The following is a 21,224-nucleotide window of genomic DNA, read 5'->3' on the forward strand; positions in this document are numbered from 1 at the left end:
TTTTAAAATAGTAATTGATCACTACTTCCTATTTAATTCTATACAATGGTTGATTGACCTATATATACGTTGTCACTTTTAAAATAGAGATCATCTTTACTTAAAATATAATTTGCTATAAAATCGCCAACTTCATTAGTTCCAAATTTAGAGTAGGGATTTAAATCAGCGGTTACCACGTTTAATTCTATGGCTTTTTGAACTGCTTCGTACACTTTCTCTGATTCTAAATAAAGACCAAAATGTTCTAAAAGCATGGCTGCAGATAAAATGGAAGCCACAGGATTAGCAATGTTCTTCTTTTTTGCTTCTGAAAAGATGCCGTGTATAGGTTCGAATAGTGCATTTGAGACACCTACTGAAGCTGAAGGCAGTAATCCAATAGCACCAGTTATCACACTTGCTTCATCACATAATATGTCTCCAAACAGATTTTCTGTTAATATAACATCGAACTGTTTTGGATTTATGATGATTTGCATGGCTGCAAAATCGACTAAAAGAAATTCTACCGTTACCTCTGGATACGAAGCACTAATTTCCTTAACCACTTTTCTCCACAATCTAGAAGTCTCAAGAATACTCGCTTTATCCACTAAAGTGACTTTGTTTTTACGCTTTTGAGCTGTTTTAAAAGCCAAGTGTGTAACTCGGATAATCTCTTCTTCAGTATATTGACATAAATCAGAAGCTATGTTTCCTTGTTCGTTAATTTTTTTTTCGCTAAAATAGGAACCTCCAGATATTTCTCTAAAAATAACAAAGTCAGTATCTTCAATAATTTTTCTTTTTAAAGGAGAAAGATCTAATAAGTCACTATATGGTTTAATAGGACGGACATTAGCAAATAATCCCAAAGCTTGACGAAGTTGTAATAAACCGTGAACAGGACTTGACTTTAGATCCATTGCAGATTCTTTAGACACATCACCAACAGTTCCAAATAAAACAGCATCAGTATTTAAACAAAGATTTAAAGTTTGTTCAGGCAAAGGTGTTCCTGTCTTTTCAATTGCAATTGCTCCTATAAGTGCGTCTTCAAATACAAACTCATGATCATAAACTACACCAATAGCATGTAGTGCCTTTTTTGCTTGCAAAACGACTTCAGGACCTATTCCATCTCCTGATAATGCGGCTATTTTTAAATTCATTTGGTTTACATTTATTTTTTATGTCAGCTATGAAAAAGTGAGGATTCTAATTTTTTATTAATTCATTATATATTTTGCAAACTTCAATAATTTGATGAATATCGCCATCTAAAACTTCTTTCTTAATATCTGCAAATTTCAAAAATTCAAGATATACAACGTCTAATTGTACTTTTGATAATTCATAACCCACTTTTTTAGCTCTGTAAGCAAGGGCAGCTCTACCACTTCGCGCTGTTAAAACTATTGAAGATTCATTGACTCCTACATCCAGAGGATCCATGATTTCATAAGTTGCTCTATTTTTAATTACACCATCCTGATGAATTCCAGAACTATGTGCAAAAGCATTAGCGCCCACAATAGCCTTATTAGGCTGTACAATCATTCCCATGCTTTCTGATACTAAGCGACTCATTTCATTTAATTGTTTAGAATCGATATCTGTATATAAATTTAGATAAGGGTGCTGCTTAAAGATCATTACCACTTCTTCAAGCGCTGTGTTTCCTGCTCTTTCACCAATCCCATTAATAGTGCACTCAATTTGTCTAGCTCCGTTGACGGCGCCTGAAATAGAATTGGCAGTAGCCATACCTAAATCATTATGACAGTGGCAAGAAAGAATTACCTTTTCAATTCCTTTTACATTCTCTTTTAAAAATTTTATTTTTGCGCCATATTCCTCAGGTAAGCAATAGCCTGTAGTGTCCGGGATATTAAGCACTGTTGCACCAGATTTAATAGCCTCCTCACAGACTCGAGCCAAAAATTCATTGTCTGTTCGACCCGCATCCTCAGCGTAAAATTCAACATCTTCAACATACGACTTGGCATGTGAAACAGCAAATTTTGCTCTGGCTATAACATCTTCTCTGGTAGTATTTAGCTTGTGAACAATATGTGACTCAGACGTTCCAATTCCCGTATGAATACGCGGTTTTTTAGCATATTTTAAAGCTTCGGCAGCTACATCAATATCGTTTTTAACAGCTCTAGTTAATCCGCAAACAGTTGCATTTTTAACTATCTTGCTGATTTCAGTTACAGATAAAAAATCACCTGGACTCGATACAGGAAATCCAGCTTCAATGATATCAACACCCATTTCATCTAAACGATTTGCGATAACAAGTTTTTGGCTGGTGTCTAATTTACATCCTGGAACTTGTTCGCCGTCTCTTAAAGTAGTGTCAAAAATTTGGACTTTCTCTCTATTCATTTTCATTTATTTAATGTAATTTCACATCTTGTTAACAAAAATAGATTTTCATACTAAAATTATAAAACTCAATTTAATCAATTATACTGTTTATACCGTAATTTTTAAACCTATAAGTTACTTATAATCATATACTTACACTTCTAAATTTTACAATGGCTAACCATCAAAAAGATTTTTTATTCGTATTAATTAGATCCCTTTCTAAATCAGAAAAAAGACAATTCAAGATATTTGCAAGCCGACTAGAAACTAGTTCGAATACAAAATTTATTGAATTGTTTAATATTTTGGATAAATCGGAAGCTTATGATGAAAAGATAATTTTGAAAAATGGTATTATCAAAAAAGTACAGCTATCCAACCTTAAATCCTATTTGTACAAACAAATATTAGTTAGCATTCGTTTGAATATTCCAAGTCAGAATATGCGTTATCAAATTAGGGAACAAATAGATTTTGCTGCTATTTTATATAATAAGGGTTTATATAGACAAAGTTTAAAAATTCTTGATAAAACTAAACTTTCAGCCTTGGAAAATGATGAAAAACTAATGGCTTATGAAATTGTGGAATTTGAAAAATTGATAGAATCTCAATATATAACTAGAAGTATTCAAGGTCGTGCAGATGAGTTAGTAATACAAGCTAAGGAGTTAAATTATCAAAATACGATCTCCAGTAAACTATCAAACCTATCGCTGCAATTATATGGTATAATGTTAAAGACTGGTTATGTAAAAAGTGATGAGGAATATAAATATATTGATAATTACTTTAATAAACATATTGCTAAACTGGATCAAAGCAAATTTAGTTTTCGTGAAAAATACTGGTTTTACAACGCAAATCTATGGAGGAATTTTTTAGTTCAGGACTTTTTAGGTAGCTATAAATTTGCCTATAAGTGGGTTACTTTGTTCTATCAAAATCCAAATATGATTTATCTTAATCCCGTGTTCTTTTTAAAGGGAAATCATTATCTACTGGAATCTTTATTTATGCTTAAATACAAATCAAAATTCAAGAAATATTTAGTGCAATTAGAAGAAACGATTAATGATTCTAAATTCCCTATTAATGATAATATTGCCTCATTATCTTTCTTATATCTCTATAACAATAAATTAAATTTTCATATTTTAGAAGGAACATTTGCTGAAAGTGAATATCTAATTCCTGAAATACTTCAAAAACTAAAACTGCATAGTGACCATTTAGATGAGCATCATGAAATGATGTTTTTTTATAAAATAGCAAGCATTTACTTTGGAACAGAAAAATATGTAGAATCTATATTTTATTTAGAAAAAATCATAAACAATAAAAATCTTTCGATGCGTGAAGATTTAATGTGTTTTGCTCGACTTTTAAGTTTGATAGCTCATTATGAACTAGGTAACGATTATTATTTAGAGAATCATTTAAAAAATACCTATAAATTTTTACTTAAAATGAATGATTTACATGAAGTACAAAAAGAAATCATTAAATTTTTAAAGAGTCTAAATTCGATTTATCCAAGTGATATCAAAAAGGAATTTATTAAAATGAGAGAACGCTTTATTGAGCTTGAAAAAAATACTTACGAGAAAAGAGCGTTTCTTTATCTTGATATAATTTCATGGTTAGAAAGCAAAATTAAAAACCAAAAAATAAGTGATATTATAAAGGAGAAAGCAAAATTAAGTAATAGATAAAACAATAAAAGAGGCGCTATATGTGCCTCTTTTAATTTTATAAATCTTTTCTGCCTCTAATAATATCATCAAATGCTGCTCATTGTACATATTCTTGATGACCATCAATAATCATAGGTAAAAATATAGATTCAACAGCTGAAAGATCCTCTTTTAAGTAAGACGTCATGTCATCTAACTTATAAAACCATTCTGTATCAAATTGAATTTTATTGATAGTTGCGTCTTTGATCAGCAGCTTTTCCTTAAGCGGTTTCATAATTATTAATTTAAATTTCAAAATTAAAGTATCGCTATATAATTGCCAAATTATTATTCTATTTTTATCATTCATTAAGACATTTTACAGCTATTTATTTCGACCCTAAAGAGGGGTTAATAAAAAAATTTATCAAATAAAAACCTTAAAAACTATAAAACATGAACGGATTTTTTAAAACAATACTAGCGGGTTACGGTGCTAAAAAGCTAGGTGGCGGATGCTTTGGAACAATTATTTTCTTTATAATTATTTACTGGATTTTAGGATATTTCTAGAATTCAATATTCATAATAACCATACATTATTTAGATATTAATATGCCAAAAGTTCTTTAAGATCTTTTTCAAATCTAGCTTTTGGCAAATATTGATCTTCTAAGGCTTTTGTAAATGGAATGGGACTGTCTAAACTTGCAACGCGCTTTACGGGCGCATCAAGATATTTAAAACAATTTTCCATTATCAATGCTGAAATATCACTGGCGATACCACCAAAGATGCTATCTTCTTGATAAATAATGGCTCGACCCGTTTTCCTTACCGATGTGTAGATCGTTTCAGTATCTAATGGTTGTAAAGTTCTTAAATCAATTAAATCTGCTGATATCTGAGAATTTTTTTCTAAAGTTTCTAAAGCCCAGTGCACTGCAGCTCCAAATGAAATAATGGTCACCGCTGTTCCTTTTTTTATCAATGCTGCTTTTCCTAATGGAATCGTATAATAGTTTTTAGGCACTTCTTGATAAATACTTCTATACAATTGTTTGTGTTCAAAAAATAATACTGGATTTGGATCGTTGATAGAAGTATTCAACAAACCTTTTGCATCATAAGGAAATGCTGGATAAACCACCTTTAAACCTGGTGTTTTTGTAAACCAAGCTTCATTTGTTTGAGAATGAAAAGGTCCCGCTTGTGTTCCTCCTCCACAAGGCATTCGCACAACTACATCTGCTTTTTCTAACCAACGGTAATGAGATTTTGCTAATAAATTTACAATTGGATTAAATCCTGTTGAAACAAAATCAGCAAACTGCATTTCTACTATTGCTTTATAACCATTAATGGATAATCCCATTCCTGCAGAAACAATCGCACTTTCACAAATAGGGGTATTTCGAACACGTTCTTTACCAAATTGATTCATAAAACCATCGGTAATTTTGAACGCTCCACCGTAATCAGCAATGTCTTGACCCATAATCACTAGGTTAGGATGACGTACCATCGATTCCCTCATACTATTAGAAATAGCATCGATAAAACGAATCTTTTCATTTTCTAATGATGGACTAATTTCTTCATATTGGTAGGGTTTATAAACATCATTTAACTCCTCGCTGTAGCTCGCCTGTATTTCTGGCTCTGCATTAGCAATCGCTAAAGCTTCATCTATTTCTTTTTTAATATCCGTTTTTAATACTAAATCCAACTCATCTGTTAGAATTCCAATAGTATTTAAAAATTTTCTATAATTATTTACTGGATCTTTTGCAGCCCACAAATCCATAAGTTCTTGTGGAACATATTTAGTACCGCTAGCCTCTTCATGTCCGCGCATTCTAAATGTTTTGAATTCTAGTAAAACAGGCCGCGGTTTTTCAATCATCGAAGCTTTTAATTCTGATAATAAGTTAAACACTTCCAGAATATTATTACCATCGATTATATGACTTTCTATTCCGTATCCTATTCCTTTATCAGCAAGGTTTTTACATCGGTATTGTTCATCAGTAGGAGTTGACAAACCATAACCGTTATTTTCTATGACAAACATCACCGGCAATTCCCATACTGCGGCAATATTCAACGCTTCATGAAAATCACCTTCACTGGTTGCACCTTCTCCAGTGAAAACTGCAGTAATTTTACCGTTTTTCTTTAGTTTATTTGCTAACGCAATTCCATCAGCTACTCCTAATTGAGGGCCTAAATGCGAAATCATTCCTATAATTTTGTATTGCTGTGTTCCAAAGTGAAAGCTTCTGTCACGACCTTTTGTAAAACCATTTGCTTTGCCCTGCCATTGAGAAAAAAGACGGTATAAAGGAATATCTCTTCCTGTAAATACACCTAAATTTCTATGCATAGGTAAGATGTATTCATCCTGATCTAAAACGGCGGTAACTCCCACAGAAATTGCCTCTTGTCCAATTCCCGAAAACCATTTAGATACTTTTCCTTGACGGATTAAAATCAACATTTTCTCTTCGACAAGTCTTGGTTTAAGTAACTTTTTATATAAATCTAATAATTGATTATCAGCGAGATTTTTTCTATCGAAGATCATGATTTTGCTTTTATAATAGGATTCAAAGATAAAAAAATATAACAGTTTGGTCTTAATTTGTTATAAATTTTTAAGTTGTTTATTTAATTTTAAATATAGATTTAAATTTATTCTTTACATTTGTGATTGCAAGGTTTTTGGCCTTGTATTTTTATCAAAAAAATATTTAATAGTATGCAAAACATTCCTAGTGTTGACTTGCGTGATTTCCTGTCGGATGATCCGACACGTAAACAAAAATTTGTAAATGAAATCGGAAGTGCTTTTGAAGATATTGGCTTTGTTGCACTTAAAGGGCATTTTTTAAAAGATCAGTTAGTTAGTGAATTGTATAGCGAAATAAGGAATTTTTTCGCTTTACCAATAGAAACAAAACGCGGTTATGAAATCCCAGGAATTGGTGGACAAAGAGGCTATGTTTCTTTTGGAACAGAACATGCTAAGGGAAGAAAAGAAGGAGATTTAAAAGAGTTTTGGCACTTTGGGCAATACGTTTCTCAAGATTCAAAATACGCATCTGAATATCCTGAAAATGTAGAAGTTACCGAATTACCTCGCTTTAATGCAGTAGGAAAGGAAGCATACCAAATGCTTGAAAAAACGGGTGTTTATGTTTTGAGAGCTTTGGCTATACATTTAGGTTTAGATGAATTCTATTTTGACAATTTTGCCAAAGAAGGAAATTCAATTTTGAGACCTATTCATTACCCGCCGATTACCTCAGAACCTGAAAATGCCATTCGAGCCGCAGCGCATGGAGACATCAACTTGATTACGCTATTGATGGGAGCGCAAGGCAAAGGATTACAAGTGCAAACACATGAAGGAGAATGGATAGACGCTATCGCTGAACCTGACGAATTAGTTATTAATGTGGGCGATATGTTATCTCGTCATACTAATAACAAATTAAAATCAACGATACATCAAGTGGTAAATCCTCCAAGAGAATTATGGGGAACTTCACGCTATTCGATTCCGTTTTTTATGCATCCAGTAAGTGATACGCCACTAAATTGTTTAGAAAATTGTATCGATGCCGATAATTCCAAACAATTTGAAGATATAACTGCGGGAGCTTATTTATACGAACGTTTAGTTGATTTAGGATTAATTAAAAAATAAAAGCCCCCTAAACCCGCCTCAGCGGAGAATAAAAAAAATAAATCAAAAATTCCAAATTATAAATTCCAAATTCCAAAAAAAATTGTACTCAAAGTCACAAATTATTGGAATTTGGAATTTATTTTTCATGATGGATTTTTGGAATTTAAAATTATACGATGGATTTTCAAGACCAATTAAAAACCCTTTTCCCTAATCACGAGCCACTTCCAGAAGATATTATTCAAAAGGAGGAACATCAATTATATGTTCAAAAAGATCCTATGATTTGCAAATTTGAAAAGCGAAAAGGAAAAGCAACAACAATAATTGAAGGTTATCAAGGCACCGATGAAGATTTTAAAATTTTAGCTAAGGAAATCAAAACAAAACTGAGTGTTGGTGGAACATTCAAAGACGACTCCATTATAATTCAAGGCGATTACCGAGATAAGATTATGGAAATTTTAAAGGGGAAAGGTTTTAAAGTGAAACGTATTGGAGGATAAGAAAAGTGATCAGTCATCAGTAGTCAGTGATCAGTGCACAATTTTTAGCTTTCAGTGTAATATTCCCTAAAAGTTTTTACAATTAAATTTAATAGACACATCGCATTAAAGCGTTTTTGTGTTAAAATAAAAGTACAGTATGATAAAATCATCAGAATTAATATTAAATCCAGACGGTAGTGTTTACCATTTGAATTTAAAACCAGAAAATATTGCTCACGACATCATTTTTGTGGGAGATCAAAATCGTGTTGAAAAAATTACTCAATTTTTTGATAGTATTGAATTTTCTACTCAAAAAAGAGAATTTAAAACACAAACAGGAACATTCAAAGGCAAACGAATTACAGTAATGTCAACTGGAATTGGTCCAGATAATATTGATATTGTAGTTAACGAATTAGATGCATTGGTAAACATCGATTTAGAAACTAAAATTCCAAAGGAAAAATTGACTTCTTTAAATATCATTAGAATTGGCACATCAGGATCGCTGCACAATGATATTCCAGTTGATAGCTTTGTAATGTCAAAATTTGGATTGGGATTAGATAATATGCTACGGTCCTACTTGATAGACGACGTCTCGAATTTAGAAATGGAAGATGCTTTTGTGAAACATACCCTTTGGGATATGAAAAAAGGGAAGCCTTATGTTATTGCTTGTTCTGAAAAACTAGAAAAGATGATCGAAAGCGATAAAATGCATAAAGGAATCACAGCGACAGCTGGAGGTTTTTATGGACCGCAAGGGCGTGTCTTACGCTTAAACATTCAAGATGAAAATTTAAATTCTAAAATGAATAATTTTCATTTTGATGGCAATCGCATCACCAATCTTGAGATGGAAACGGCAGCGATATATGGACTTTCGGCACTTTTAGGACATAATGCTCTCTCTTTAAACGCAATAATAGCAAATCGTGCTTCAGGAACTTTTAGTAGTGATCCTTACAAAGCAGTTGATGAGTTGATTGCTTATACTTTAGATAAAATTGCGATAAGCTAAAATTTAAAAATTTCAGATACTTTCATATTTGTAGTTTTAAAAAAGATTTTATTCTTTTTTAAAACTACATTTGTTTTTTAGAAAAAAAGATAATGAAAATAATACTTACTGGCGCAACAGGAGTTTTAGGATCTCATATTATGTATGAAATTTTAGAGCTCTTTATTAAATCTAATAATGATGGAAAACTGTTTATTATTGCTCGAAATAAAGGAAAAAAATCAGCTTTAGACAGAATAGATGAGCTTTTATCAAGTTATTATACTCCCAAAATTATAAGAGAAAAAGGCATACACTATTTACATCAATACTTGGAAATAATTGATGTTGATCTCGCTGACATTCAAGCCACTTTTTCAACTAAAATAGAAGGAGCCTATTTTATACATTCTGCGGGATTCGTAAATTTATCTACTGATGAAACGCAACGAAGTAAAATTTATGAGGAGAACACTACTATTACTAAGTCACTCTTTACACTATTTCAACCTTATATAAAAAAGTTCATCTATATCGGTACCGCTTTTTCATCTGGAAATAGAAAAGGATTAATAGAAAATGATTTCCATACTTTAGGATTTAGTCCTGATCACCGCAATGCTTATGAAAATGCTAAGTATGACTCAGAGCTTTTTATCGCAAAAGAATGTAAAAAAGTGAATTTGCCTTTTCAAATTTTAAGGCCAAGCGTTATTGGTGGAAAAATGTTAGATACTGAAAACCCAAATTTTATTTCAAAATATATGGTTTTTTATTTATTGGCAAAATTCTTTTACTTTACGTCACAGCGAAAAGGAGAGCAAGAAAATGTGCGTTTTATAGTTTATGAGGATACGGTTTTAAATATTATTCCTGTTGATTATGTTGCTAAAGTGATTGTGAAAATATTTGAAAGAAATGATATAGAACAACTTAATATTGTTCACAATAGAAGTTTTAACATGATGGAAGGATTGCAATTGATTATGAAAGAAGTAGGTTACACTAATTTTACATCGATTAAAAAACCTTTAAATTTTATATATCAAAACACCATCGAAAAATTATATTACGAAAGTATTGGAAAGCATTTAAATCCTTATTTCACTTCTAGAGCTAATGAATATGATACTACTTTATTACAAACAATTTTGGAAATACCTGTTTTGGATGATCAAGCTTTAACTGATATGATTCGTTTTGCTAAGAATAATAATTTTAAAGATATAAACGTATAATATCGTTTTAGAATTATTTCTGGAATAAATATTCTTGAACATTACATAGATTACTGCATTTATTTATAAAATATTGTAAAATGGATCTACTTTTAGAAACGGACCGCCTGATACTTCGTGAGATATTACTATCAGATGCGAAAGCTTTATTTGAAATGGATCGCAATCCACATGTGCATCAATATTTATGGAATAAACCTTTAACAGATATTGCTCAAACCCAATCCTATATTAATTCCGTAAGAAAACAATATATGGATTATAATATTGGTCGATTTGCTATTATTTTAAAGGAAAATAGTATGGTGATTGGCTGGTGTGGTTTAAAATATAATACTGAAATGATCAATAATAAAGTTAATTTTTATGATATTGGTTATCGATTAAATGAAAATTACTGGGGAAAAGGGTTCGCAAGTGAAGCCAGTTTTCCATGGATTGATTACGCATTTAATATCATGAAGCTTAAAGTAGTAGAAGCTGCTGTTCATCAAGCTAATCAAGCGTCAAATGCAATTTTACAAAAAATCGGACTGAAAATCACCAATCAATATTTAGAAGATGATATTTTGTGGAATTGGTACGAACTAAATAATCCTAATAGAAAATGAAAACAATAAAGATAGTTGGAGTTCCAGAACACTTTAATTTACCTTGGCAACTAGCCATTGAAAATGGTGAATTCGAAAAGGAAAATATTGATCTACAATGGTCTAATATTCCTGAAGGCACGGGTAAAATGTGTACTATGTTACGAACTGCAGAGACAGATATTGCTGTTATACTAACTGAAGGAATTGTAAAAGATATTATTGCTGGGAATGATAGCAAAATTGTGCAATTATATGTGGAAAGCCCATTAATATGGGGAATACATGTATCAGTAGATTCCCGTTATAATACAATTGAAGATTTAGAAAATAAAAAAATTGCTATTTCTCGTTTGGGTTCTGGATCGCAATTGATGGCGTATGTAAATGCTGATAATCAAGGTTGGCAAACTGATAATCTAAAATTTGAGATTGTCAATACTCTTGATGGTGCCGTGCAAGCTTTAACAAGCGGTACTGCTGATTATTTCATGTGGGAGCGTTTTATGACTAAACCACTAGTTGATAATGGTACTTTTAGAAAAATTGCAGATTGTCCCACACCATGGCCGTGTTTTGTAATTGCTGTTCGGAATGAAATATTAGATAATGAGCCTGAGATGATTGCTACTATTTTAAAAGTAATCAATAGACAAACTATAGATTTTAAAAATATTGTGAATATTGATCAAACTCTTGCCTTAAAATTTAATCAAAAGACCAAAGATATTCAAGAGTGGCTCGAACTTACAAACTGGTCGCAAAATCAATTGTCTGAGATAGTGTTAAACAAAGTTCAAAATCAACTTCTTGAACTCAAAATTATAGATAAAAAAGGTACTTTTGAGGATATTGTAAAAACGGTTTAGAAAACTGTTTTTATTTTCAAGTATGATAAAAATTAAAAACATCGATTTTAAAATTCTTAAGCATAAGTTTCAAGTCAAAAAACCTTGGGACGATGTTATTATTTTTGTTTTAAATATTTTAATTGCTATTCCGCTTTTTATCATACTACATCAAAATTTAATTAATCCAAACTGGTTTTTAAATATTGATCGAATCATACTTTTTCTGGTTATGGTAGTAGTTATACAAGTTGTACTTCGATTACTTAGAACGATTATAATTGTATGTATTATCATCTATCTTTTAGTGTTATTATATGGTTCAACCATTGGAAATTATGGTTTTAATAGCGTTTTTGAAGATTATAATTCAATGATGTACACAATGTCTTATAATCCATATCCGCAAGATATCATAATTGCTAAGTTGCTGCCGTTTCCTAATAAATCTAAGATTATAAACGCAATCGAATATCAAAATCCTCGCATTAGAAATTTTGCTGTCAAGGCTACATCAGAACATTTTAAAGATATAAAAGGCTATTCTGAATACAGGACTATTATACAATGTTTCGCAGTTTTTAAAGAGATTAATAGCCGATGGAATTATGTAAGTGATCCAAAAGGTGGTGATTATATAGCAACAGCCACAGAGTCTTTACTTTATTTTTCTGGAGATTGTGATGATCATTCCATCTTAATGGCTGCAAGTGTACGTTCTATTGGCGGCACTCCCCGACTGATTCATACTAAGGGTCATATCTATCCTGAGATATTGATAGGTTCGCAAAGCGATTTAGATAACGTAAACTTTCTAATAAAAAATGTATTATTTCCTATGGAAAGTCATAATAAGAAACTTTTTTATCACGTTGATGAACGCGGTCAAATTTGGATGAATTTAGATTATACTGCAAGATATCCTGGTGGTCCATTTTTATCCGAAGAAATTTTAGGTGCATTGACTTTAGATTGACAAGATAATTTTCTAATTAAAGTATTAATTATTTTTTGCGTTTAACCTCTATCTATGAATTTTTTTTGCTTTCAACTCTTGTCGTTACGTAACTTATATGGCCTTAATTTAACAAAAACACAAGTTTAATTCAATCTAATTTTTTCTTGACCAAACTAAAAATTATAGCAAAAACTGATATGACTTATATGTTTCAAAACAAAGACATTATTTTCTTCTAAAATCTTACAATAACAAAATCCAATTTAAATCACCTCCATTTTTTTCATCAAAAAAGTAGCACTTCTATTTTTGCAAATACCATCTCTTAATTTATAATCAAAATACAAGTCATTGTTAACTATTTCTACTTCAAAACATTTATTTATTAAAATATCTGAATAATCATTAGTAGTTAAACATACTTCAATATCATGTGTTGCAATTGCTCCTATTGCTTTTTTAGCAATGATTTTTTTTACTACTTCTATCGTACCCACTCTTTTATCATCAGAATTTGTACCTCGCAAAATCTCATCTAATAAAACAAACGCAGGCTTCATTTTAAGCTCGTCCATTATCAGTTTTAACCTTTTAATTTCAGCATAGAAATAAGATTCACTATCAGACAATGAATCTGATAAACGCATGGAAACTAGTATTGGTAATGGATGAACAGTAGCTTGGCTTGCGCAAACAGCTGAACCCATTCCTGTTAATACCATATTAATTCCTAAAGTCCTCAGAAATGTACTTTTCCCAGACATATTCGAACCAGTCAAAATCATGAATGACTCAGGATAAAAACTAACATCATTTCCTATCCTCGTTTCCTTATTTAACATAGGATGACCTAAATTAGAAAATGCTATTTCAAAATTTGTATTTAATGATGGATAAACAAAATCAGGATTGTTATAAGCCATATTAGCCAAGCTGTTTAACATTTCAAACTCACCTATTATTTCAAGCCACTCTTGCAAAGCTTGGGCATGATCACTTTTCCATTGAATTAGCGATTTAAATACATGTAAATTATATAAAAAAGTACCATTAAATAAAATAGCTGTAACTAGATTTCCAATAGTATCCATATTCGAAAATAAAGCCGATAATTGCTTTAAATGTACACTAGCGTTTTCCTTTTTGAAAGTCAATCTTTGTTGAAGTGAAATTAATTTTTCTGACTCAAATTTTTCCTCTTCAATTTCTTTAAGAAGCAAACTATATTGTTTTATTGTCTTATCAATATTCGAAGAATTGGCTATTTCTAACTGAATTCTTTTCATAAAGCGACCTAAAATAATAAGATTTAGAACAAATAAATAAGATAGAACAGAAGCAAAAGTAGTATTTGCTGTTATTATATAGCCCATCAATAATAATACAAATACGATAGGCGAAATATAAGAGATAAAAACAGTAAATTTAGCTACAGGAGTACTGTTAAAGACGCTCCACTTTAATAAGGTTTGATATTTTGATTGATTGTCATCACTTATTTTGGCGAAAGCCAAAAATTCTTGACGCCAATCTAATTTTTTACTAAGTTCTTTAACAGCTTCTTGATTTAGCTCGATTTCATTATTAGGCGAAAGCTTAAGCATCTTTTCTGCCAATACTTTTTTCCCTATAAATGTGGCTGTTCTATTTATATTCTGAAACAAGGAGTAGTCACCAAAAATATCTAAATCATAAGCGTAAGAATGATTAAAATCATTGAATTCTTGCCCGTTTTCAAATGGAATATTTTTTCGATTTAAATAGGTAATTTCATCTTGATTAATTTGAACTAACGCTTGATTGAATTGTTTATTAAATAGTAATTTAGAATGAACTCGCATTAAAAAAATAAATAAACTAAAGAGAAGTACAGCTATAATAACATATAATAATTCATTAGTTTTTAAATAATAATAAATAGCAATAAAAAAAAATACAATTGATGAAAGCCTTAATAAGCTAACTCTATTGTACTTTTTATTTATTTTGTTTAAATAAAGCTGAAAATTATTTTCCTTCGTTTTGTAGATTTCCATTGATAATTGCGATGATTTGCAAATGTAACTAAAATGTATTTGTAGAATATTTTTATTGTTAATTTGAATCAATTGTTTTTAAAAATTGATGATTGCTATTTGTTATTATTTATTTAGAAAACATTGTATTTATGCCATTATAATTTTTGTTTCTATACAGATTTTATAATTTAAAGGCTACCATAATTTAAGTTTATAGTAGCCTTTTCAATAGTTAATATCAGTGTAGTTCAGTTAATTTAGCTTGCGGCACCACAGCAGTAAAATCAGTTTTTAAGCGGTTACCATAATCTTCTAAAAGTTCTAAAACTCTTTCTCTTTTAGCAGATTTAACAACAAGCCCCGCATGATAATCTAAAGGAACTTTGAAAGAAACTTCAGGATCTGAAAACGATGATAAATCAGGGTGCTGAAATTTAGATAATGTCAACACAATACCACCATAGCCTTTTTTTACTTTTGGCAACGAATATTTGGTACCTTTAGTTAAGCAATCTTCAATAGTAGCCCACTCTCTCCATAGATTTATATTTGAAGCTTCGGCGACCATTTCGGCCAGATGTGCTCCTCCAACTCTTGAGGAGGTTTCTAAAAAATAAATTTTTCCCGTTTCTTTACATTTTATAAATTCAGTGTGAGCCGCACCGTGTTTTAATCCAAAACCTTTCAAAACTTGCTCATTTACCTTTTTAATTACCTTATCATCTTCTGAATTATATTCAATGTTGGCTGAACGAAATACGCCGCCACCTTGTGAGATTTCCATTGGTGTAGCTAAATATTTTGAAGTTAAACTAAACAACACTTTACTTTCAAAAATTAAACTGTCACAGTGATAAACATCGCCAGGTCTAAATTGCTCGATTAAATATTTAAATCGATTGTTTCCCATTTCGTGGATTTGAATCCATAAGCTTTCTTTATCATGTACTTTTATAATTCCAGTAGCTGATGCTTCTGATCGTGGTTTAAAGACCCACGGTGCATCAATCGTATCTGCAAAAGTATTGATGTCATGATCATTAAATAAAGAACAGAAAGCGGGAATTGGAATACCACAACTTTTAGCTCTCATACGCATCGCTAACTTATCTCTAAAGTAACGTCCTGTGGTTTGACCCATTCCGCTTATCCTTAGATTTTCTCGCAGATAAGTTGCTTTTTCTACATCATAATCATCGAGTGCCACAATTGCATCGATATTGGTAGCTTTCATAAAATTACCAACTCCCAGTAAAAGATGTTCTAAATTCCAGTCGAAATCTTGCCCTTCCATATAGAAAATTTCATCAATATGCTGATGTGGCCAAGCTTCTTCCTTTAATTTATCGCTCGTTACTAAATAAACTTTGTTGCCCAGCTCTTTTAACTGAATTAAAAAATCGGCACCCTTAAAGAAATTTGAAATGCAAAGAAAGGTTTTTGAGTTTTCCATAGGTTATAAATTTTCAATGAATTTAGTTAATAAATGAACGCCATAGGCGGTTGCGTGTTTACTTTTTGCAAATTCATCATCGCCAAATGCGACACCAGCAATATCAAGATGTGCCCATGCAGTATGTTCTTGTGTAAAGTATTCTAAAAATTTAGCTGCACTAATTGCTCCAGCAACAGGTTTGCCACTATAATTTTTTACATCGGCAATATCGCTCTCAATATCTGATTTGTATGCATCCCAAAGAGGTAATGGCCAAAGACGCTCTCCTATTGCATCTCCGCTTTGTTGTAATTTCTGGGACATTTCTATATTATTGGTAAACAAAGCGCCACATTCAAAACCTAAAGTTGCCACACTACTTCCAGTTAACGTTGCAATATCTACTATATATTCTGGTTTGAAATTTTTAATTAAATAAGATAATCCGTCAGCTAATATGAGACGACCTTCAGCATCTGTATCAATAATTTCAATTGAATGACCGCCGTAACTATTGATCACATCACTTGGCAGAAATGATTTGGCATCCACTGAATTCTCTGCACAAGGAACTATCGCGGTAACTTGTACAGGTAATTGTAAGTCAGCTATAAGTTGCATTGCTCCAAAAACAGCTCCTCCACCTGCCATATCACATTTCATGTGCAGCATTCCAGCTGTTTTAATATTGAGTCCACCAGTATCAAAAGTAATTCCTTTACCCACTAAACCAATATGCTTCATTGATTGAGCTACCACTTTGGGAGTGTACTTCATTATGATAAACTGAGGTTCATTCTCACTTCCTTTTCCTACCGCTAAAAAAGCTCCTAAGCCGGCTATCTTTGACGCTTCATACCCTAAAATCTCAACTTGAAATCCATATTTTGAGCCGGTGTCTTTAGCCCAAGCTGATAAATATTTAGGGGTTACTGTATTTGGAGGTAGATCTACCAACTCATATACACTAAGTTGTGCTTTTGCTATTTTCAGTGCTTTCTTTGCTATAGACTGATGATCTTTTGCTGAAACTATATTGAAATCAAAATCAGAATCTAAAAATGGGTGCAATTTTCTATCCACCTTAAAATGACCTAAATTATAGGTTCCTAATAGCAAACCAGAAATCATTGCTTCAACATGATTGTCTTCAAAATTATCAGTCAATAACAACGCTAAATTATTTCCAAAATGTTCTTTTTGTTTAGATGAGATACGACGAAAAATAGTTTTCAGTGCTTTATATTCAATTGTTTTTCCTAAACCAATATAGATATAAATATTGTTGTTTTTCTCAATAATATAATGAGAATCCTTTTTTGCCGAAAAAAGTTTAGTCGAAATTTCTATATCATTGTAACTATTTATATGGTTATTTGAAGCATCTGTTTCAAATACAGGAATTAAAACTGTACCGGAAAAGTGGTTTAAGTTAGAGAGTGTATTTATTTTCATTTATAATTTTTTATACTGAACTTTAAGTTAGCAGTGGTTTTTTAATAATTTGATTATTTTGTTTGAAAGAACAACCATTCAATAGCTTTTGGAAATTCATCACTCCAGTATGTTTCTGTGTGTTTCCCTTTCCTATTGTAACTTAAATTGATCTGATTTTCATCTGTAATAAATTTACTTGAAAGTAAATCCTGTTGAAATTTTTGAACCTCAGTGACTAAATTTTTGCTTTCTTCTCCGCCTGCGTACAAATAGATTTTTGAATCAGAAACATTTGCTTTTTTAGCATTAATTTTTAATTCTGGAACTACCCATAGTGAAGGTGAAAAAATCATTAGTTTACCAAAAACTTCTGGATTTCTAAGACCGCTAAATATACTTACCAATCCACCCATTGAGCTCCCTCCTATTCCCGTAAATTCTTTTTCCTTTTTAGTTCGAAAATTCTTATCGACAAATGGCTTTAAAGTGTCAGTTACAAAACGAATGTATTTTTTTCCCTGTCCTTTTCCTAAAATGGTTTTACCTACATTATATTCCTTTATTCGATCTACTTCTGCGTGCTCAACTGCAATAACTATTATTTTTCCAATCTTATATTCAGACATTACAGCCAGTTTTTTATCAATTTCCCAATTGCCAAATTCTGCCGACTCATTAAATAAATTTTGAGCATCTTGTAAATACATAACAGGATAACTTTCGCTAGAATTATCATAATCATGTGGTAATAAAGCCCAAATTTTTCTTGTTTTATTTAATTGCGGAATCTCAAATTCATCGGAAATTAGAAGAACTTGAGGCAAATAATTTTGCTTGAATGGTAACCAATTCTTCCTCCATCGCGCAACATGTTCTTTTTGTATTCCTGAATGAACTTTAGTCGATCTATTATCAGTACGATTACCTTCTTTATCAATTTCTACATCACTCCAGTCACCTTTTGTAAACTTATATAACAATTCTTCTGGATAATCAAACTCAAGTGAAAATTTATAGTGATACAAACTATTCCCTATTTTCTCCATCATAAATTCTTTGTCCTGTGTACGCCAATTATTGAAGTTACCTGATATATAAACAGGCCGAGAATCATCATCATCAGTAGTCATATTTATAAACAAACTTGCCTTTAATGTTTTACTATTTATTTCTTGATTCAAAATGGAATTGTCTAAATTCATAACCTAAATGATAATCTAATATTTTATATAAAAAGTAAATATAGTGGATTGTTTTTTGATTTAAAAGAAAAAAAATCCAATAAACAATTGTAATTGCTATTGGATTTAAAAAATTTGCATTTAAAACCTATTTTATTTTTGGCGACTTTTCAAAACTTTCACCACGTCTTCAATCTGAAATCCTTTGGCTTGCAATAAAATTAAATAGTGAAAAAGTAAATCAGCACTTTCACTTAAAAACAAATCATCATTATCATCTTTGGCCTCTATAACCACCTCAATAGCCTCTTCACCTACTTTTTGTGCAATTTTATTTATCCCTAATTGAAAAAGCGAAGCAACATAACTTTTTTCAGAATCAGCGTTTTCTCTACGAGTTTTAATCGTATTTTCTAACTTTGAAATAAAACCGTAATCGATTTTGTTTTCTTGTGCCCAACAAGTGTCAGATCCTTTATGACATGTTGGTCCTTCTGGCTTTACTTGGATTAATAAGGTATCATTATCACAGTCATTTTTAAGGTCTATTAAATTTAAAAAGTTGCCGCTTTCTTCTCCTTTTGTCCAAAGTCGTTTTTTTGATCTACTGTAAAAAGTTACTTTATTAGTTTCTACAGTTTTTGCGTATGCCTCTGCATTCATGTAACCCAACATCAAAACATTTTTAGTTTCACTGTCTTGAATGATTGCAGGAATTAATCCATCTGTATTTTTTGAAAAATCTATATTCATCTTTGTAGTCTAAAGTTTTTAAAGTCGAAAGTCTTAATGTACAAGACTAAATTCTAACTTCAATATTATTTTTTTTTAGTTCTTTTTTTAACGTTTTAATTTCGATTTCTTTAAAGTGAAATACGCTTGCTGCCAAGGCTGCATCAGCTTTTCCATCCTTAAAAGCATCAACAAAATGCTCTATAGTCCCTGCTCCACCAGAAGCAATTATTGGAATATTAACTAATTCAGATAATTTTGCCAAAGCTTCATTCGCAAATCCGTTTTTAGTGCCGTCATGATCCATTGAGGTAAATAAGATTTCCCCAGCACCACGTTGCTCAACTTCTTTTGCCCATTCAAATAAATTATACGCTGTTGGCACTTTTCCACCTACTAAATGAACAATCCATTGGCCGTCAATTTGCTTAGCATCAATAGCGACTACGACACATTGACTTCCAAATTTTTGTGCTAAATCATTGATTAACTGCGGGTTTTTAACAGCAGACGAATTAATAGAAACTTTATCAGCTCCATTTTGCAATAAAATTTCGACATCTTCAACAGAAGAAATTCCACCACCAACAGTAAAAGGAATATTTATAGTAGAAGCCACTTTCCGAACCAAATCGACCAATGTTTTCCTTCTTTCTTCAGTTGCTGAAATATCTAAGAAAACCAATTCATCGGCTCCTTCATCCGAATAAATTTTGGCTAATTCCACGGGATCTCCAGCGTCACGTAAATCTACAAAATTGACACCTTTTACGGTTCGTCCATTTTTTATATCAAGGCAAGGTATTATTCTTTTTGTTAACATGTTAATTAAGTATTAATTAGTAAGGATTAAGGATTAAGTTTTTTTTGATTATTTATAGAAGACATGCTAATACTCTTTATCAATTTTAAAACTTCAATACCATCATTGTTTAAACTTTCAAATTATTCATAAGAAAGATAATTTGTTGCCTGTAAGAGTTCTAACCAGTACAAGGTTTCGTCTGCCTCTTTTTGTGAGATTCCCATCTTATGAATAAAATCAGCTTTACTTTCTGCATTTTTTGCCTCACGAATGTTAGCTCCAACCGAAGTACCTGAACGTAAAACTTGTTTACTCATTACATATTCACTTCTAGAAATTAACGTTTTGTATAAATTTACTATTCGAATAGCAAATAAAAAACTTTTTATTTTAATAATGTCTTCACTCATCTTTACAATTTAAAATCTATTATTAATCCTTATGACTTATGACTTAATAAGGATTAATTAGTAAGGATTAAGGATTAAGTTTTTTTTTGATTATTTTTAGCAGTAATGATAATACTCTTTATCAATTTTAAAACTTCAATACCATCATTGTTTAAACTTTCAAATTCTTCATAAGAAAGATAATTTCTTGCCTGTAAGAGTTCCAACCAGTACAAGGTTTCGTCGGCCTCTTTTTGTGAGATTCCCATCTTATGAATAAAATCAGCTTTACTTTCTGCATTTTTTGCCTCACGAATGTTAGCTCCAACCGAAGTACCTGAACGTAAAACTTGTTTACTCATTAC

Annotated in this window: 20 protein-coding genes; 8 read left to right on the plus strand and 12 right to left on the minus strand. The window is 31.1% G+C overall.

The annotated features are described in order from the left end of the window. Positions 1–38: 38 nt before the first annotated feature. Both leuB and RCH18_RS06400 read right to left on the minus strand, forming a co-directional pair. Positions 39–1,154: a 3-isopropylmalate dehydrogenase gene (leuB, locus tag RCH18_RS06395; protein ID WP_326935918.1), complete on the minus strand. Its 1,116-nt coding sequence runs from the start codon at positions 1,152–1,154 to the stop codon at positions 39–41. 46 nt (positions 1,155–1,200) lie between these two features. Beyond that, a complete protein-coding gene (locus tag RCH18_RS06400) occupies positions 1,201–2,376 on the minus strand; it encodes a 2-isopropylmalate synthase (protein WP_326935919.1) in 1,176 nt (391 codons plus the stop codon). Between the two features lie 155 nt (positions 2,377–2,531). Here RCH18_RS06400 and RCH18_RS06405 point away from each other — a divergent pair, with 155 nt between their 5' ends. Continuing rightward, positions 2,532–4,076: a hypothetical protein gene (locus RCH18_RS06405; RefSeq protein WP_326935920.1), complete on the plus strand. Its 1,545-nt coding sequence runs from the start codon at positions 2,532–2,534 to the stop codon at positions 4,074–4,076. A gap of 79 nt (positions 4,077–4,155) precedes the next feature. Here RCH18_RS06405 and RCH18_RS06410 read toward each other — a convergent pair whose 3' ends face one another. Together RCH18_RS06410 and RCH18_RS06415 are read right to left on the minus strand one after the other, a co-directional pair. Beyond that, positions 4,156–4,335, minus strand: a complete 180-nt coding sequence (locus RCH18_RS06410) for a hypothetical protein (RefSeq protein WP_326935921.1) — start codon at positions 4,333–4,335, stop codon at positions 4,156–4,158. A gap of 315 nt (positions 4,336–4,650) precedes the next feature. Then, entirely contained in the window at positions 4,651–6,627 is a 1,977-nt protein-coding gene (locus RCH18_RS06415) for an alpha-ketoacid dehydrogenase subunit alpha/beta (protein WP_326935922.1), read from the minus strand. A 174-nt stretch (positions 6,628–6,801) separates the two neighbouring features. Here RCH18_RS06415 and RCH18_RS06420 point away from each other — a divergent pair, with 174 nt between their 5' ends. The 7 genes from RCH18_RS06420 (at position 6,802) to RCH18_RS06450 (ending at position 12,880) form a co-directional block, all read left to right on the plus strand. Further along, entirely contained in the window at positions 6,802–7,752 is a 951-nt protein-coding gene (locus RCH18_RS06420) for an isopenicillin N synthase family dioxygenase (RefSeq protein WP_326935923.1), read from the plus strand. Positions 7,753–7,910: 158 nt separating this feature from the next. Next, positions 7,911–8,240 (plus strand): translation initiation factor, encoded by a 330-nt coding sequence (locus RCH18_RS06425; RefSeq protein ID WP_326935924.1) that lies wholly within the window; start codon positions 7,911–7,913, stop codon positions 8,238–8,240. Positions 8,241–8,379: 139 nt separating this feature from the next. Continuing rightward, entirely contained in the window at positions 8,380–9,249 is an 870-nt protein-coding gene (locus RCH18_RS06430; protein WP_326935925.1) for a nucleoside phosphorylase, read from the plus strand. A 92-nt stretch (positions 9,250–9,341) separates the two neighbouring features. Further along, positions 9,342–10,466: an SDR family oxidoreductase gene (locus RCH18_RS06435; protein ID WP_326935926.1), complete on the plus strand. Its 1,125-nt coding sequence runs from the start codon at positions 9,342–9,344 to the stop codon at positions 10,464–10,466. Positions 10,467–10,546: 80 nt separating this feature from the next. After that, on the plus strand, positions 10,547–11,077 hold the full coding sequence (locus tag RCH18_RS06440) for a GNAT family N-acetyltransferase (protein WP_326935927.1): 531 nt from the start codon (positions 10,547–10,549) through the stop codon (positions 11,075–11,077). Next, positions 11,074–11,925 (plus strand): substrate-binding domain-containing protein, encoded by an 852-nt coding sequence (locus RCH18_RS06445; protein ID WP_326935928.1) that lies wholly within the window; start codon positions 11,074–11,076, stop codon positions 11,923–11,925. The genes RCH18_RS06440 and RCH18_RS06445 overlap by 4 nt, the downstream gene beginning before the upstream one ends. Before the next feature lie 22 nt (positions 11,926–11,947). Beyond that, the gene (locus RCH18_RS06450) at positions 11,948–12,880 is read left to right on the plus strand and encodes a transglutaminase (RefSeq protein ID WP_326935929.1); all 933 of its coding nucleotides are present in this window, start codon (positions 11,948–11,950) and stop codon (positions 12,878–12,880) included. A gap of 245 nt (positions 12,881–13,125) precedes the next feature. On the opposite strand, the gene RCH18_RS06455 is transcribed toward RCH18_RS06450, so the two are convergent. The 8 genes from RCH18_RS06455 to RCH18_RS06490 form a co-directional block, all read right to left on the minus strand. After that, complete coding sequence (locus RCH18_RS06455; protein WP_442788148.1) at positions 13,126–14,898, minus strand: MutS-related protein; 1,773 nt, start codon at positions 14,896–14,898, stop codon at positions 13,126–13,128. A 220-nt stretch (positions 14,899–15,118) separates the two neighbouring features. Then, positions 15,119–16,333, minus strand: a complete 1,215-nt coding sequence (locus RCH18_RS06460) for an ATP-grasp domain-containing protein (protein WP_326935931.1) — start codon at positions 16,331–16,333, stop codon at positions 15,119–15,121. A 3-nt stretch (positions 16,334–16,336) separates the two neighbouring features. Further along, positions 16,337–17,770 (minus strand): leucyl aminopeptidase family protein, encoded by a 1,434-nt coding sequence (locus RCH18_RS06465; protein ID WP_326935932.1) that lies wholly within the window; start codon positions 17,768–17,770, stop codon positions 16,337–16,339. Between the two features lie 53 nt (positions 17,771–17,823). Then, positions 17,824–18,954: an alpha/beta hydrolase gene (locus RCH18_RS06470; RefSeq protein ID WP_326935933.1), complete on the minus strand. Its 1,131-nt coding sequence runs from the start codon at positions 18,952–18,954 to the stop codon at positions 17,824–17,826. Between the two features lie 132 nt (positions 18,955–19,086). Further along, positions 19,087–19,686 carry a bifunctional phosphoribosyl-AMP cyclohydrolase/phosphoribosyl-ATP diphosphatase HisIE gene (gene hisIE, locus RCH18_RS06475; protein WP_326935934.1) on the minus strand — a complete coding sequence of 200 codons (600 nt, stop codon included), beginning with the start codon at positions 19,684–19,686 and terminating at the stop codon, positions 19,087–19,089. Positions 19,687–19,732: 46 nt separating this feature from the next. Beyond that, entirely contained in the window at positions 19,733–20,488 is a 756-nt protein-coding gene (gene hisF, locus RCH18_RS06480; RefSeq protein ID WP_326935935.1) for an imidazole glycerol phosphate synthase subunit HisF, read from the minus strand. A 122-nt stretch (positions 20,489–20,610) separates the two neighbouring features. Next, positions 20,611–20,880, minus strand: coding sequence for a four helix bundle protein (locus RCH18_RS06485; RefSeq protein WP_326935936.1), 270 nt, complete (start codon positions 20,878–20,880; stop codon positions 20,611–20,613). A gap of 74 nt (positions 20,881–20,954) precedes the next feature. Beyond that, on the minus strand, positions 20,955–21,224 hold a 270-nt coding region (locus tag RCH18_RS06490; protein WP_326935937.1), incomplete at its 5' end, for a four helix bundle protein.

The organism is Flavobacterium sp. PL11 (genome assembly GCF_035985025.1).
Taxonomy (GTDB): Bacteria; Bacteroidota; Bacteroidia; order Flavobacteriales; family Flavobacteriaceae; genus Flavobacterium.

Bases quoted from the DNA above. Each gene is read 5' to 3' on its own strand.
- leuB (WP_326935918.1), bottom strand. From the start codon at position 1,154: ATGAATTTAAAAATAGCCGCATTATCAGGAGATGGAATAGGTCCTGAA.
- RCH18_RS06400 (WP_326935919.1), bottom strand. From the start codon at position 2,376: ATGAATAGAGAGAAAGTCCAAATTTTTGACACTACTTTAAGAGACGGC.
- RCH18_RS06405 (WP_326935920.1), top strand. From the start codon at position 2,532: ATGGCTAACCATCAAAAAGATTTTTTATTCGTATTAATTAGATCCCTT.
- RCH18_RS06410 (WP_326935921.1), bottom strand. From the start codon at position 4,335: ATGAAACCGCTTAAGGAAAAGCTGCTGATCAAAGACGCAACTATCAAT.
- RCH18_RS06415 (WP_326935922.1), bottom strand. From the start codon at position 6,627: ATGATCTTCGATAGAAAAAATCTCGCTGATAATCAATTATTAGATTTA.
- RCH18_RS06420 (WP_326935923.1), top strand. From the start codon at position 6,802: ATGCAAAACATTCCTAGTGTTGACTTGCGTGATTTCCTGTCGGATGAT.
- RCH18_RS06425 (WP_326935924.1), top strand. From the start codon at position 7,911: ATGGATTTTCAAGACCAATTAAAAACCCTTTTCCCTAATCACGAGCCA.
- RCH18_RS06430 (WP_326935925.1), top strand. From the start codon at position 8,380: ATGATAAAATCATCAGAATTAATATTAAATCCAGACGGTAGTGTTTAC.
- RCH18_RS06435 (WP_326935926.1), top strand. From the start codon at position 9,342: ATGAAAATAATACTTACTGGCGCAACAGGAGTTTTAGGATCTCATATT.
- RCH18_RS06440 (WP_326935927.1), top strand. From the start codon at position 10,547: ATGGATCTACTTTTAGAAACGGACCGCCTGATACTTCGTGAGATATTA.
- RCH18_RS06445 (WP_326935928.1), top strand. From the start codon at position 11,074: ATGAAAACAATAAAGATAGTTGGAGTTCCAGAACACTTTAATTTACCT.
- RCH18_RS06450 (WP_326935929.1), top strand. From the start codon at position 11,948: ATGATAAAAATTAAAAACATCGATTTTAAAATTCTTAAGCATAAGTTT.
- RCH18_RS06455 (WP_442788148.1), bottom strand. From the start codon at position 14,898: ATGGAAATCTACAAAACGAAGGAAAATAATTTTCAGCTTTATTTAAAC.
- RCH18_RS06460 (WP_326935931.1), bottom strand. From the start codon at position 16,333: ATGGAAAACTCAAAAACCTTTCTTTGCATTTCAAATTTCTTTAAGGGT.
- RCH18_RS06465 (WP_326935932.1), bottom strand. From the start codon at position 17,770: ATGAAAATAAATACACTCTCTAACTTAAACCACTTTTCCGGTACAGTT.
- RCH18_RS06470 (WP_326935933.1), bottom strand. From the start codon at position 18,954: ATGAATTTAGACAATTCCATTTTGAATCAAGAAATAAATAGTAAAACA.
- hisIE (WP_326935934.1), bottom strand. From the start codon at position 19,686: ATGAATATAGATTTTTCAAAAAATACAGATGGATTAATTCCTGCAATC.
- hisF (WP_326935935.1), bottom strand. From the start codon at position 20,488: ATGTTAACAAAAAGAATAATACCTTGCCTTGATATAAAAAATGGACGA.
- RCH18_RS06485 (WP_326935936.1), bottom strand. From the start codon at position 20,880: ATGAGTGAAGACATTATTAAAATAAAAAGTTTTTTATTTGCTATTCGA.